The following is a 14256-nucleotide window of genomic DNA, read 5'->3' on the forward strand; positions in this document are numbered from 1 at the left end:
CCCGGTTCTGATGTTCAAACCGGGGACACCTGGTCACAAATCGTGAACATACTTTACTCGCGCGACCTGATATTTCTCTCGGCACGCACAAGGAGGTCCTCGTATGATCAAAAAAGAATGTGTAGTGAATGGGATTCCCCGCAAACTCTATGTCAATGCCAAAGATTCCCTGGCCAGGGTTCTCAGGAATCAGTTGTGTCTTTTAGGACTCAAGCTTGGCTGTGAGAGCGGGCAGTGCGGCGCATGCAGTGTGATCATGGACGGCAAGGTGATCCGTTCGTGCATCACCAAGATGAGCCGGGTTCCGGACGGGGCGAACATCGTCACGGTCGAAGGGATCGGCAGTGCCGAACATCTCCATCCCGTCCAGCTCGCCTGGATGGTCCACGGCGGGGCACAGTGCGGATTCTGCACCTCCGGATTCATCGTCTCGGCCAAGGCCCTGCTCGACGAGAACGACAACCCCTCACGTCAGGACGTGCGCGACTGGTTCCAGAAGCACCACAACGTCTGCCGGTGCACCGGGTACAAACCTCTGGTCGATGCGGTCATGGACGCGGCCAGGGTCCTCCGCGGTGAGATGACCAGGGAGGAACTGACCTACAAGATTCCTGAAGACGGTACGGTCTGGGGTACCTCTATCCCCCGTCCCAGCGCCCTGCCCAAGGTCACGGGCACCTGGAATTTCGGCGCGGATATCGGTCTCTCCCTGCCCGATGGAACCCTGCAGCTTGCCCTGGTACAGGCCAAGGTCTCCCATGCGGAAATTCTGTCCATCGACACGAGTGCGGCCGAGGCCATGGAAGGCGTGTTCAAGGTCGTCACCCACAAGGACATCAAGGGCAAGAACCGCATCAACGGCCTGGCGTTCCCCGACAATAAAGGGGATGGATTCGATCGGCCCATTCTGTGTGATGAAAAAGTTTTTCAGTTCGGCGACGCCATCGCCATTGTCTGCGCCGACACCGAAGAACAGGCAAAGGCCGCAGCCGGGGCTGTGAAGGTGGAACTCAAACCGCTGCCCGAGTACATGAGTGCCCCCGAGGCCATGGCGGATGATGCTATGGAGATCCATCCGGGTACACCCAATGTCTATTATGTCACCAAGGTGGTGAAGGGTGGAGAGACCGCTCCCATCTTTGAAAAGGCCGGCATGATCGCCGAAGATGATTTTTATGTCGGCCGTCAGCCCCATATGCCCATCGAGCCGGATGTCGGGTTCGCCTACACCAATGACGAGGGCAAGGTCGTGGTTCATTCCAAATCCATCGCCATCCATGCCCACCATTTCATGATTGCCGAGGGGCTGGGCATCGACGCGAACGATCTCATTCTGGTCCAGAACAACACGGGCGGGACCTTCGGCTACAAATTCAGCCCGACCAACGAAGGGCTTCTGGGCGTTGCGGCCATGGCCACGGGGCGTCCGGTTTTCCTCAAGTATTCCTACTACCAGCAGATGACCTATACCGGGAAACGCTCTCCCTTTTTCACCAAACTGCGCATGGCCGCCGACAAGGAAGGCAAGATCCTTGCGCTTGAAAGCGACTGGACAGTGGATCATGGTCCCTATTCCGAATTCGGTGATCTGCTGACCCTGCGCGGTTCCCAGTTCATCGGCGCCGGCTACGGGATCCCCAGCATCCGTGGTGAAGGTCGTACCGTATGCACCAACCACGCCTGGGGCTCGGCCTTTCGCGGATACGGGGCTCCAGAGGTCGAATTCCCCTGGGAGGTCCTGATGGACGAAATGGCTGAAAAGCTGGGCATGGATCCCCTGGAATTCCGGTTCAAAAATGTCTACAGAAAGGGGGACACAACGCCGACGGGCCAGGATCCCGAGGTATACAGTCTGCCGGAGATGATCGACATTCTGCGTCCCAAGTATCAGGAGGCCCTCAAGGCGGCCAAGGCTGCTTCCACGGATGCAATCAAACGAGGGGTTGGTGTTTCAATCGGTGTGTATGGGTGTGGTCTTGATGGACCCGATTCCTCAGAAGTCTGGATCGAACTCACCGGGGAGAAGAAGGTGCTGCTCGGTGATTCCTGGGAAGACCACGGCCAGGGTGCTGATATCGGTGCCTTGGGTACGGCGCACGAAGCCCTGCGTCCTTTGGGGATCGCTTTTGATGACATCGCCCGGGTCTCCTGTGACACGAGCGTTACCCCCAACAGCGGGCCGGCAGGGGGATCGCGTTCCCAGGTACTCACGGGGAACGCGATTCGCGTGGCCTGTGAAAACCTGATCAAGGGGATGACCAGGGAAGACGGTTCCCTTCGGACCTTCGAAGAGATGAAAGCCGAGGGACTGCCGCTGCGCTACGAAGGCAAGTGGGTCGCTCCTTGCAAAGCCTGTGACGAGTTCGGCCAGGGCAGTCCCTTCTGCTGCTACATGTACGGTTTGTTCATGTCCCAGGTTGCCGTGGATACGGCAACGGGAAAGACCACCGTTGAGAAGATGGTCATGGTGGCCGACATCGGCAAGATCAACAACAAACTCGTTGTGGATGGTCAGCTTTACGGCGGAATGGCCCAGGGTGTCGGCCTGGCATTGAGCGAGGATTACGAGGACATCTCGAAGCATTCGACCATGAAGGGCGGCGGGATTCCCGAAATCAAGGATATCCCCGACGACATCGAACTCATCTATGTGGAAACTCCCAGGCCTGATGGCCCGTTCGGCGCATCAGGGACCGGTGAGTTGCCTCTGACATCACCCCATGCCTCGATCATCAACGCCATATACAACGCCTGCGGCGTACGCATCACCCAGCTGCCCGCCCGACCCGAAAAGGTGCTCGAGGGGCTGCGGGCCAAATAGACGATCCAATCGATATCGGATCCAAGCGCAGTACAAACGAAAAACCGGTCACCCGCAAGGGTGGCCGGTTTTTCGTGCTGTGCTGTCAGGCAGATCGTTTTTGAGGCTGGGCACGAATTTGTTGTTTTGATCGTCACCTTCATCCATACATCATCTTCACCTCATACGTCATCTTTACCACCATAGGTCATCCCGGACTTGATCCGGGATCTTGTACGCATTGGGCTGTAGTAAGCGTCCAAAGATAGGCCCCCCATATCCTTCAAGATCCCGGCCTTCGCCGGGATGACGCGTAGAGGCGGGATGACGTCTGGAGCGAGGAGCTATCTTGATGTGACATCAAGCCCCGGCCTTTGAGTGTTCTGCTCTATTTCCCCAACCTGCAATTCACCTTGTCGATGTTCTTTTTGAACAGCTGCATGCCCCCGCCTTCGCTGACGATCTGCAGGATATTCTCGGGATGGGTGACGATGATCCCCGAGAGCACGGTCACCGGGGTATGGGCGAACACCTCGGGCAGAAGCGGGGTGGAGGCTCCGAGCATGATCACGTCCCGGCAGTTGGAACAGGCCTCGAGGATGCCGTCCACCGTGTGATTGATGATGGAGGTGGAGGTGATGACGGCTATCTGGCACTTGGGCAGGATCTCCATGGCCGAATCTGCAGGCAGGGTACCCGGGCCCCGATCCTGTTTCTCGAAGATGTCCAGTCGGCCGGTACGTTCGCGCAATTCCGGAATGACCGGGGCGAAGAAACCCACCATGCCCACGTGGTCGTCGGGATACAGGTCCACGTTTTCCAGGATGTCTCCGTGAGCCATGTCCGGAGACAGGGTATTGGAGAGTGCGTTGCTGGTGGCGATGGCCACGGCCGATTCAATGGGATCGGCCGCATCGAGCATGTCCAGGACCCGTGCCGCGGGTTTGCCCTGCAGGGGACGAAGCCCCTTGAACACGGTGCAGCCACCTTCGGCATCTTTGTGAAAGGTGCAGGCCACGCCGGTCTGGCCGTTGTCCAGCTGGACGGCCGTGTAGCCCAGTCCGATGCGCACGTCGGCCACGGTCCGGTCCGTGGCCAGGTTGAGCGCGTGTTGTTTGAGCCGTTCTCTGATGGTTTGTGGCATGGTCTTTTTCCTTGTTCTGGTCGTGGCGCGGACAATCCCGGTTGCAGGGAGCACCTGTTGAAGTTTATACCGATCAAGTCAGCTGGGGAGCGGGTTTTCCCGAGATCCACCATGGTGTATTTCAGATATTTTCCTTTGTTCCTCTGTATACAAAGGCATTTTTGATCATCTTGTAGAAGCTGCCCTTGTCGATAGCGATTTCCCTCCCACAGGGACAGCATAGCTTGTCGCCCTTGATGTGCGGTGTGCAGAGCATTGTCTCGATCCGGTCCTTGTGGCATCTGAGGACTTCGCCCTGGCCGAGTTTTCTGTATTTCCAGAGTTTCTGTCTGCAGGTGGCGCAGCGGATGGTCAGCATGGAACTCAGGGCTCCTCGGTATGGAGGTTGTTTGGGGGATATTGATTGCCAAGTATGCCTGTTGTGACAGGCTTTTTCAAGTCATGAGGCGGTCGGCAGCATGGCTGATATCCCAGTCGTCCCGACATCTGCCTTGCGGTCGGCAGCTGTCGGGGCCAAAGACCTCGAACATGGCTGCCGGGAGATTGCAAATTCGGGGCAAATAAGGGTATCAAGGACAGAATAATGTTGAACGACAACCTATAATCGGGAGCAGATCATGGATCTACAGGACGTGCGGAAAACCGCCAGAGAGAGGATGAAAGGCTATTGCAGGGTCTGTCCCATATGCGACGGCCGCGCCTGCGCGGGTGAGGTGCCGGGTATGGGCGGGCTGGGAACGGCCGCTTCTTTCAAGGACAATGTCATCGCCCTTGCAGAGCGCACTCTGAACATGCGTCTGGTGCACGATGTGGTCGAACCGGACACCTCTGTTAAGATTCTGGGCAAGACCCTGAAGCTTCCCGTGCTGGCGGCACCCATCGGCGGGGTCTCCTTCAACATGGGCGGCCAGGTCTCTGAAGAGGAGTATGTTGGCGGTGTGCTGGAAGGATGTCTGGAGCACGGGACTCTGGGATGTACTGGAGACGGGGTACCGCCGTTTATCTCCGAGGCCGGATTTTCGACCATCACCCGGCTGAAGGGTGAGGGCATTCCCTTTATCAAACCGTGGGAAGATGCCGAGCTTTTCGAAAAACTGGGCAAGGCCGTGGCCAGCGGGGCGCAGATCATCGGCATGGATATCGATGCGGCCGGACTGATCACCCTGAAGAAGATGGGCCGTCCGGTCAGTCCCAAACCGGCGGCCAAACTGACCGAGATTGTCAAGCGATGTCCGGCTAAATTCATCGTCAAGGGGATCATGACCCCGGATGATGCCAAACGCGCCCGGGATGCCGGAGCTGCGGGCATTGTGGTCTCCAATCACGGCGGGCGGGTCCTGGATCACACTCCGGGAACGGCCCGGGTGCTTCCGGCCATTGCCGAGGCCGTCAAGGGAGATCTCGCGATTCTGGCCGATGGCGGGGTACGTACCGGCACGGATGTCCTCAAGATGCTCGCCCTGGGCGCGGATGCGGTCATGATCGGACGACCGTTCTCTATTGCTGCTGTGGGCGGGCTCAAGGAAGGGGTCATCGCCTATCTGGATCAGGTCCGGGCAGAATTGACCCAGGCCATGGTTTTGACCGGCACAGCCAGGGCCAGCTCCGTGGACAAGGGAATCCTGTTTGGCGGATAACCTTACGCCTGGAGAAGGATTGACCACAAGAAAGCCCCCGAAACCTGTCTGGTTCGGGGGCTTTTTTATGGTGTGCTTCTGCCCTGGGAGTCGTCTGCCTTTTAGGGAGTCATCTGATCATGCCCTCAGGGCCTTGACGCAATTTTTCGTCCCGGCTTTTGCCCAGTAGAGTGCGTCGTCCACACGTTTTACCAGCGAGTACAGATCGTCCCGGGAGTGAAATGTCGTGACCCCGAAGCTGGACGTGACAGAGAACAGATCGTGAAAAGGGAATGTCTCGATGGACTGGCGAAGTTTTTCCGCCACGGTCCGCGCAACGGACAGGGTTGACTGGGGCAGCAGGACAATGAACTCTTCGTCGCTCCAGCGAGCTGCAATATCTGTCATGCGGATGTTTTTTTTGACCAATTCGGCCGCCAGCCGCAGCACCCTGTCCCCTTCGGTGTGGCCGAACGTATCGTTAATGAACTTAAAGTTATCGAAATCATAGATGATCAGGGAAAAGAAAGTTTCATAGCGTCTTGCCCGCTCCATTTCCTGCTGCAGACGATGGACGAACTCTCTCCGATTGAGCATGGTTGTGAGATGATCAGTGGTGGCAAGGAGGTACACCTTTTTTTCTGTCAGTTTGCGTTGCGTAATGTCTCTGCATATGCAGAATATGAGTTTTTGATCGTTGAACCATGTGACGCTGTTGCTGAGTTCAACATGAATCTCCGAGCCGTGTTTCTTTTTCTGCCGCGTTTCGAGATGACGACCGTTATGGTCTATCTGATGAAGTTTTTCCCGCAGTTCTTTCTCGCTGAACTGGATATCCCAGTCCCATACATGCAGCTGGGTGATTTCTTCTTTGGTATAGTCGAGCATCTCGGCAAATCGCTTGTTTGCCACAAGAGCCTTTCCCTGCGTATCAAGGATGACCATTCCGTCTTTCGCCTGCTCAAATAGAACAGGGCATAATGCGTTTTGCCCGAGGAACCATTGTTCAATCGGTTGGCCGTGTGGAATGCGGTTTTCTGATTTCATTTCAGACCTGCCTCGGCGTATGTGGTAAGAACAGCCTGGAAGTTACATGAATACGACGCGTTCTTTGACAGACCATCCCGGGTTTGGGAAACGGATGTCCCTCGGCAGCCTGCTGGAGACTGACCGGTAAGTATGGCTCTTCCCACGTTCCGTTCGGGACTCGGTGGCGTTTTGCCTACCGGGGATACCAACGAACTGGAGCACTACTTACCGCTGCAAGGACACCTTTGTTTGGGAGAACCCTAGTTGCGAAGACAGAAATTGTGAAGAAAAAAATGCTTTGTCTGACAACTAAGAAATTTCGGACAGGCAGACTATGCAATCCGATCCTGCTTTCTATTATTCGCCTGTCCTTCCTTCATTTTTTACCCGTCACGAAGAGAGGCCGGCCATGCCGTACCATCAGTCTTTAAATATCCTCAGCAGAAAAAATCCGGAGAGCAGGCAGACCATTACGCAGTTCGCCGCCAGGACCAGACGTACGGAATAATATTGGGACACCAGACCATTGACGGCCAGGGCCAGGGGCATGACCGAGTAGGCCACGGCCGTAAGAATGGAGAAAAAACGGCCTTTGAGGATATCGGGCACCGTGCGTTGAAAAAATCCCAGGGCCGTGGCGCTGGCCAGGGCGAGTCCTGCTCCTGCGCAGAATACCAGAGGCAGGCCTAGCCAGGGCGTGGGTGAAAGGGCAAAAAGACATACGGACACCCCCAGCCCCAGGACGCCGGTTATGATCCGAGGCAGCATGTTGCCTTGGGATGTAAAGCTCAAGAAAGCAGCCATGGTCAGGGTTCCCAGAGCGAGGGCAGCTTCCAGAAAGGCCACCCAGACGACATCCCCGCCAAAGGCGTAGCGGACCATCATGGGGATGGAGATCATCAGCGGTGCGGCAAAAAAATTCAGAATGCCGAACATGATCAGAATGCCCAGGACCTTCCGGTTGTTTTTCAACCAGGAACAGATTTCATGAAGGCTTTGCCGGGTGCTTTCCTTTGGACGTTCGCGATCATCACCTGTCCCGGGCACCAGGGATGTTTTGACACAGGCAATAAGCAGCAGCGACAAGGCAAAGGTTGCCCCGTTAAACCCAAAGGCCCCCGCCGTACCCATTGCGGCCAGGGCCATGCCTCCAAGCGCGGCACCCAGGACGCTGGAAAGGGCGACGACGGAAGAATCCAGGGCCACGGCGGCAAAAAGTCCTTTTTCGTCGGTCAATGAGGCCAGAGATCCCTCGGCCGAGGATTCAAACAGGGGCATGAAGCAGGCCAGGAGGAAGACCAGCACTGCCATGCGCTCAAGGGTCATATTTCCGTGCATCAGGAGAACGGCCATTGCAAAGGCCAGGAGCAGCCGGCATGCGTCTGCGATGATCATGCATTTTTTTCGGTCAAACCGGTCTGCCAGGGTTCCGGCCAAAGGCCCGAAGAGGACCGAAGGCAGCAGGGTCAGGGCCATGAGCAGCCCAAGGTTCAGAGCCCCCTTGGCTCCTGTTTCGTTGACCGCCCACCAGGAGAGGGCGATGGTGAAGAATTTATCGCCCATGGCCGATACAAAACGGGCGCCGAAAAAAAGTCTGAAATCGGGAAAACGTACCAGAGGGTGGGAACGGAAGGCAGCTATGCTCATGGGGCAACCCGAAGATCCACGATGCGTCGGATTTTTCCTGTCCGGCCCATGCGTGTAATGCTTCCGGGTGGAAGAATGCTGACCTCAAAAGGGCAGCCGAAATCCGGCAGATTCTTGAATTCTGCCGCTTCTTTTTTGAGAGCGTTCCAGATTGCAGTTTCAAGCCCTTCCTGCGGCTGGCCTTCAATGACCAGGCATGCCTCCACGCCCTGTTTTCCGTTCCTGACAGTGATCTGATAGACGGGAGTCACTGCAGGGAAAGAGGCCAGAGTTCTGTCGATGTCGGTCATGTAGAGGTCGTTGTACAGCAGACGGACATAATAGTCGGACCGTCCCAGCAGCTGGAATTTCGGGGTGGTTCGTCCGCAGGAGCAGGGGGTATCCACCCAGCGGGCCCTGTCGCCGATACGGTAGCGGATGACGGGATGGAGGAGACGGGCCGTTCCCGTTGCAAACACTTCACCGCCTTCATCGAATTCAAGATATGCCCAGTCTTCGGCAAGATGGAATTCGTCGTGTCTGCATTGATCACATTGGTAGCCCAAGGCGCCGATTTCTACGGCTCCGTAAGAAAGAGAGCCCACTCGGGAGGCATGGAAGACCGAAGTGAGAAGGGCTCTCGAAGAATCGGACATGGCTTCCCCTGTGTAGAAAATACGCTCAAATGTGATGGCGCGTTGGTCCTTTCGGGTTTTTTCAGCCAATTCAACCAGGGTGCTGGTCATGCCCATGGCAACGTTAGGTTGCAGTTCTTCCAGAAGATTCAGGGTTTCATCGATGCTCTGGTTGGCGGTCAGCGAAAGGATCTGACAGCCTGTTCCCTCCAGCCCGCCGTTCATGGCCAGAAATCCCGTGTACAGGGAACCGGCCCGCATGAGATTGGCCACCCTGTCCTTTTTAGAGATGCCCAGGGCGCGAAGGCCCTGACCCAGCACCTGCTGGGATTGCTTGAACTCTTCCACGGACCAGCACAGATGCCGCGGGGTGCCGGAAGTGCCTCCTGAGCTGAAGATGTAACTTGCCTCGGCAGGAGCAGTGAGCATGGCGGTATCTTTGGGGGGGCAATGATTTTCCAGATGCTGTTTTTCCAGAACCGGAAGCCTGCTGAAGGCTTCCAGGCTGGTCAGGGGAAGGTGCACGTCTGCGTACAGTTTCTGATACAAAGGACTTTTCAGGGCATGACCGACCAGCCGGTTTAATTCGGCCAGAATACGCGTCTCACGCCGTGCGGGTTGATCATAGGCGCGGCCCAGGCGGGTGACAGGGAGATCCTCTTTGTTCAGGACGTGCACCAGACCGAGAATGAGATAGGAGCCGTCATGGGAGGCTCCCGCGTCGACGCCCGTCCCCATGGTTCCGGGACGGCAGAAGCGGGGAATGCCCAGAGGTTCCAGCCCCTGCATGGTCTCTTCAAAAAGGTGTTCGGGTACGGCCAGTCCCACCGTGGACATCTGATCAGATATGCAGCGCAGGTTGCCCCCGAGCACATCCTGCCAGTTTGCAACGGCGTTTACATAAATGGTCCGGTTGAGAGGTGACGGGATGATATCAGCGCCCTCTCCCAGAATAACAGAATGGGTCGGACCTTCCAGAAGGCGCCCCTTTCCCTCGAAAAAATCCCAGAACCTCCGTTCTCTTTCCTTGCGGATGTCCACGCCCTCATCAAGGCTGACCTTACCCTGGGGAAGGATATGCGCCAGTCGCTCCAATTCCAGATGGAGCAGATCCGCCACCTCACGGGCCAGGTCCCTGCCTTCCACAAAAAGGTTCTGGCAGCTGGTGCAGGCCTTCTGTTCCCAGAGGGTGATGTCCAGGGCAAAACCCTGAACGGCATGGAGAAGACTGTTTGTGTCCAACCCCCTGCGCATCAGTCCCCAGCTCAGCTTGGGGCCAAAGGCCAGAAGGCGGGTGGTGGGGGCGGTGATGTTTGCATATCCTTGCACGGCCTCTTCACTCCCGAAGAGCAGGATGCCGTCAAACTCCTGCCCCACCAGATGCATCATGGCCTCGTTGGTATGACTCCAGGAGGTGATGGCCAGGGTGGCGGCAATGTCGCCTGTGGGGTCTTCTTCCAGAAGGGCTTCCAGAAAAATGAAGGGAAAGATGGGGTCGTTTCTGGAAAGTTTCAGGACATTGATGTTTTTGGTGATCATGCCGGTGATCACGGAATCCACCGAGCCCAGAAAAATATTGCCAGGAGCCACATGGCAGATGGCCCCCAGAGGGAGAGCCCGTCCGGGTTTGCCCCTATAGACGGTCCAGCCGTCCAGAACCCTTCGGTCTCCAAGACAGGAGAGGCGTTCCTCCAGAGATTCCCGGGAAAGGATTCCCCGGAGGGCCTCCATGGCCTTCTCCATCATGGGGAAGGAGTATCCCGTTATTTCGGGCATGATTTCAAAAATACGGTCCCGGTAGTTCCCCGGCTTTGTGAGCCTGTGGCCGACCCGGTCCAACAGAGAAATGACATCGTCCACGGGAATGGCTGCAAAGGCCCGGACGCGTTCTTTCATGGCGGACGCGGAAAAAAACTTTTTCCCCTCTTCCACGCTGAGATCCCTTGACCCTTTCTGAACGCTGCCGAATATAAAGTGATTCATGGTTTCCATGGGTTACTTTGCCTCTCTGGCGGAACGGATTCTGTCGAGAATTTCCTGGGCCGACAGGGCACATCCCTTGTGTTTTTTGTTTCCGCCCCGACGGATGGAAGCGATGTATTCTCCGGGAATCCCGCAGGAGCATCCGGTTTCTATCTTCACCAGATCGGTGGAAAGAACGGAACAATTGGGCTGGGCCACGTTCCAGGGAGCAAGAAGGTGGAGCAGCCCTTCGTTGCCGTAGGGTTGTCTTTCAAGGGTTACAGGGTGTCTGACGGCAACCCGGGCAAATGCCGGGACATGATGATGGCCTTCGGGACAGGAGCAATAGGCAATGCCGTGTTCCACCATCCCGTAGAGATCACGGACGTTGGTTCGGGGCAGTCCCAGCCGCTGTTCCAGTTCGGCGGCAAATTCTTTCTGGCTCATGGGGGTGCCCGCATGGTTTTTCCAGCCACCTCCGGCGATGACAAAACTTTGGGGATGCACCCGAACCTGCAGGTGCATGCGTTCCATCTCTTCCAATGTCTGGAACATGAAGGCCGGAAATCCCAGCATGCGGATGGGGCCTTTCTGGGCCATTTCATAAAGGGATCGGGCCGCTTCCCGTGGATCGAAATCAAATTGTCCGTTGGTCTTTTTGCGCAGCAGCCAGCGGGATTCCCGCACGGGAGCACATTGCATTTCCTGCTCATCACTCCAGCTGGTTCCTATTTCCCGGGCATCTTCCCGGGCATAGCTGAACATGAGGTAGCCGGCGGGTTCGTCCGAGCAGAATCCCACATCCTTGAATATCTGTGCGGATATGGTCTGGATGCGCGCAACTCCCTGGGCATCGAAAAAGGCCTGAGTCTTTTGTCCGCCGGTCCCTGAGCTGGTGAGATTCATGGTCACCTGTTCCTTGGGGATGGACAAAAAACAATGGTATTTCATGGTTTCCACAAAGAGGGGAGGAACGCGGTAGACATCTTCGGGGGTTTTGAGATCCTCGGGAGAAAAACCGTATCTCTGGGCCAGGGCACGCACATACGGCTGGCGGGCATACTGGAAAGAATAGTTTTTCTGCATGGCAGCAAGGAAGAGTGCGTCATTTTTTGAAGTACCGGGAAACGCCTGTTTTTGAAGGGCGTAGTTCTGGATGTGGTCAAAGGGCATATTCAACTCTCTTGAGAGGTGGGCATATCGGCGATAATGAATTCCATGATTCGTTTCGCCTGTTCATGGGGAAGATCCATGGCCGTGAAATCAATGGCAAGGGCGTTGGTGCGTTGGAGAATCAGCGCGTCGTGTCCTGCCAGTTCTCCCGGCGCATACCCGCAAAAGAAAAAATCGAGTTCAAAACACCGGGCGGCAAAAGCCGAACACAGGGGATTTTCCATATCCAGATAGAGGTAGATCACATCGGTTTTGTTGGCGATGGAGCTGCGGATCCGGTGACGCAGTTCGTCAAAAACATCCTGGCCAAAGGTTTGAATGCGTATTTCCGTAAAATTGAATTCGTCCACCTGGTAATACCGATTTCCCTTTCCACCGGATATCTCGGGCAGGGGGGTGATTTCTTCGCTCACGGATACCTCTCTGCCAATGGTGGCTGCCAGGTCGCGGAGTATGGGCGCGTATTTATTGGGGGCAAAAAGGGTGAACCGGGGCCGGTTGCGGAGCAGTTTGAACATGAGCAGGGCGCTTTCCTTTTGTACCACCCGGCCGCTCAGGGCCTTGAATTCCAGATCGGGGAAAAGTGCGGCCAGGAGAAGCCCCGTGGGCAGGAAGCCGGATCTGGCTCCTCCCTTTTGGGAGGCAGGATGGCTGGTGACCGCATGGACGAAAAGTTCTCGAAGCCCCTTTTTGTCCGCTTCTTCCAGCAAGGTGTTCGTTAGCCTGCCAAACAGCCGCTGCCCCCGGCATCTCGGGTCCACAAAGGCCGCCGTCAATTCGGCCGAGGTTGCGTCCGGGGTGGAAAGGGAAAGAGCCATATGGCCCAGCAGGGTGTTTTCTTGATCAACGAGGACATAGGACAGCATATGTCCTTCCTGGTTCATTTCCCAGATTTTTTTGGGGTAATAGATAAATTCTCTGTAGGTGTACCCGTAGGCCCGGTAGGCACAGCGGGAGACTTCAAGGGTTTCGTCCCGGGCCAGGGGACGGATGATGAAGGGGGGCGTTACAGCGGGGGTATCGGGTGCGGGCTCGCGTTGCAGTTCGGGGGAAGAACCGTAGGAGTCAACGCGATGCTTCTTGAAAAACTTGGACATTTTTACCAGCTTGCCCTTTTTTCCCAGATTGACAAATTCAACCCGGTCCATGGCACCTTTCATGAGAGTCAGTCCCAGTCCTTTGCCGTCAGCTACAACCTGGCGGGGATTTTTGTGCGTGTAGGCAGCCAGCATTTCCGGATCAAAGGGCAGCCCTTTTTCATGGATGTGGATGCTCAGGTCCGTTGCTCCCATTTCAAAGGATATGGTGAAGGCCCCGCCATCTTCAGCCGCGTATCCATGCTTGATAACGTTGCTGATGGCTTCTTCCACGGCAAGAACCACCATCATGGTGTCCTGCTGGTCACAGTCGTGGGTGTGACATATCCCCTGCACATACTGCTGGATAGGTGCAATGTAATCCATCCTTGCCGGGACAGAGAGGCTCGAATGTGTTTTCGGGTTCGTGAGAGATTTTCGGGATGATTCCAATGGGGGGTCCTCATAGGGAAAAGGAAGGGGAATGCATGGGACAAGATAGGGAATGCTTTAATATATCGCATATTTTATTACTAGAGTTTAGAGTTTGCGCCCCATAAAGGCGAAAAAAAAAATGCAAAAAATATCAAAAAAGTACTTGACATTTCGCGCGATTCGCGCTGCCGCCTTCGGCGGCCCTTTTCTGAAAAAGAAAAACTTTTTCAGGAGGTTAGTCAATGGATCGCCGTCATGTACTTACTGTTTTCGCCAGCTGGGTGACCAGGATTCTTTTGGCCGTTCCGGCCAAATTACGCCCCACCTTTCTCGAACTCATCTTCGGATGCATCATTGCTCGAACGGGGCATATTACAGATGCTTTCCTTTCCATCGTCCCCGAAAAAACTTGGACCACCTACTACAAGGCGATAGAGAAAGGTGTGTTTTCGTGGCTGGCTATTATCAAACAATGGACATTACTTCTTTGCGAGGTACTTACACCCGAAGAAATTACAATCGGTATAGACGATACGTTCTGTTTTCGCAGCTCCAAAAAGGCCCCGTCTGTCGGTTTGCATCACGATCACGCCAAACGTACCAATCGTCCCAAATATGTATGGGCTCAGCTACTTGTCGGCGCTGCCCTGATTTGCACATACAAAGGAAGGAGTGGGGCATTCCCGCTTTTCATGAAGATGAATCGCCTCTGCGGCAATCGTTCCAAAATCAAGGCTGCAATTGTCATCATCCGAATCTT

10 protein-coding genes are annotated in these 14256 nt (G+C 55.7%); 3 read left to right on the forward strand and 7 right to left on the reverse strand.

The window, feature by feature from the left end; translation table 11 throughout:
- Nucleotides 1–103: 103 nt before the first annotated feature.
- Complete coding sequence (locus ACTVJH_RS13255) at nucleotides 104–2821, forward strand: molybdopterin-dependent aldehyde oxidoreductase (protein WP_455991557.1); 2718 nt, start codon at nucleotides 104–106, stop codon at nucleotides 2819–2821.
- Nucleotides 2822–3188: 367 nt separating this feature from the next.
- On the opposite strand, the gene ACTVJH_RS13260 is transcribed toward ACTVJH_RS13255, so the two are convergent.
- Nucleotides 3189–3944, reverse strand: coding sequence for a Rossmann-like domain-containing protein (locus ACTVJH_RS13260; protein ID WP_455991560.1), 756 nt, complete (start codon nucleotides 3942–3944; stop codon nucleotides 3189–3191).
- A gap of 121 nt (nucleotides 3945–4065) precedes the next feature.
- The gene (locus ACTVJH_RS13265) at nucleotides 4066–4302 is read right to left on the reverse strand and encodes a hypothetical protein (protein WP_455991563.1); all 237 of its coding nucleotides are present in this window, start codon (nucleotides 4300–4302) and stop codon (nucleotides 4066–4068) included.
- A gap of 259 nt (nucleotides 4303–4561) precedes the next feature.
- On the opposite strand from ACTVJH_RS13265, the gene ACTVJH_RS13270 reads away from it, so the two are divergent.
- A complete protein-coding gene (locus ACTVJH_RS13270; RefSeq protein ID WP_455991566.1) occupies nucleotides 4562–5581 on the forward strand; it encodes an alpha-hydroxy-acid oxidizing protein in 1020 nt (339 codons plus the stop codon).
- Between the two features lie 117 nt (nucleotides 5582–5698).
- Here the strand turns inward: ACTVJH_RS13270 and ACTVJH_RS13275 are convergent, their stop codons facing one another.
- From ACTVJH_RS13275 to ACTVJH_RS13295, 5 genes are all read right to left on the reverse strand, one after another.
- Nucleotides 5699–6607, reverse strand: coding sequence for a sensor domain-containing diguanylate cyclase (locus tag ACTVJH_RS13275; protein WP_455991568.1), 909 nt, complete (start codon nucleotides 6605–6607; stop codon nucleotides 5699–5701).
- Nucleotides 6608–7009: 402 nt separating this feature from the next.
- Nucleotides 7010–8236: an MFS transporter gene (locus ACTVJH_RS13280; protein ID WP_455991570.1), complete on the reverse strand. Its 1227-nt coding sequence runs from the start codon at nucleotides 8234–8236 to the stop codon at nucleotides 7010–7012.
- A complete protein-coding gene (locus tag ACTVJH_RS13285) occupies nucleotides 8233–10833 on the reverse strand; it encodes an acyl-CoA reductase (protein ID WP_455991573.1) in 2601 nt (866 codons plus the stop codon). The genes ACTVJH_RS13280 and ACTVJH_RS13285 overlap by 4 nt, the downstream gene beginning before the upstream one ends.
- Before the next feature lie 12 nt (nucleotides 10834–10845).
- Nucleotides 10846–11985, reverse strand: coding sequence for a LuxE/PaaK family acyltransferase (locus ACTVJH_RS13290; protein WP_455991576.1), 1140 nt, complete (start codon nucleotides 11983–11985; stop codon nucleotides 10846–10848).
- Nucleotides 11986–11987: 2 nt separating this feature from the next.
- Nucleotides 11988–13448 carry a GNAT family N-acetyltransferase gene (locus tag ACTVJH_RS13295; protein ID WP_455991578.1) on the reverse strand — a complete coding sequence of 487 codons (1461 nt, stop codon included), beginning with the start codon at nucleotides 13446–13448 and terminating at the stop codon, nucleotides 11988–11990.
- 290 nt (nucleotides 13449–13738) lie between these two features.
- Here ACTVJH_RS13295 and ACTVJH_RS13300 point away from each other — a divergent pair.
- Nucleotides 13739–14256 (forward strand): hypothetical protein (locus ACTVJH_RS13300; protein WP_455991580.1); only part of this gene is annotated, 518 nt, incomplete at its 3' end.

The organism is Desulfoplanes sp. PS50 (assembly GCF_053851535.1).

What these genes read in the sequence shown, in the direction of transcription:
- ACTVJH_RS13255 (WP_455991557.1), top strand. Translation starts at nt 104, where the DNA reads ATGATCAAAAAAGAATGTGTAGTGAATGGGATTCCCCGCAAACTCTAT.
- ACTVJH_RS13260 (WP_455991560.1), bottom strand. Translation starts at nt 3,944, where the DNA reads ATGCCACAAACCATCAGAGAACGGCTCAAACAACACGCGCTCAACCTG.
- ACTVJH_RS13265 (WP_455991563.1), bottom strand. Translation starts at nt 4,302, where the DNA reads ATGCTGACCATCCGCTGCGCCACCTGCAGACAGAAACTCTGGAAATAC.
- ACTVJH_RS13270 (WP_455991566.1), top strand. Translation starts at nt 4,562, where the DNA reads ATGGATCTACAGGACGTGCGGAAAACCGCCAGAGAGAGGATGAAAGGC.
- ACTVJH_RS13275 (WP_455991568.1), bottom strand. Translation starts at nt 6,607, where the DNA reads ATGAAATCAGAAAACCGCATTCCACACGGCCAACCGATTGAACAATGG.
- ACTVJH_RS13280 (WP_455991570.1), bottom strand. Translation starts at nt 8,236, where the DNA reads ATGAGCATAGCTGCCTTCCGTTCCCACCCTCTGGTACGTTTTCCCGAT.
- ACTVJH_RS13285 (WP_455991573.1), bottom strand. Translation starts at nt 10,833, where the DNA reads ATGAATCACTTTATATTCGGCAGCGTTCAGAAAGGGTCAAGGGATCTC.
- ACTVJH_RS13290 (WP_455991576.1), bottom strand. Translation starts at nt 11,985, where the DNA reads ATGCCCTTTGACCACATCCAGAACTACGCCCTTCAAAAACAGGCGTTT.
- ACTVJH_RS13295 (WP_455991578.1), bottom strand. Translation starts at nt 13,448, where the DNA reads ATGGATTACATTGCACCTATCCAGCAGTATGTGCAGGGGATATGTCAC.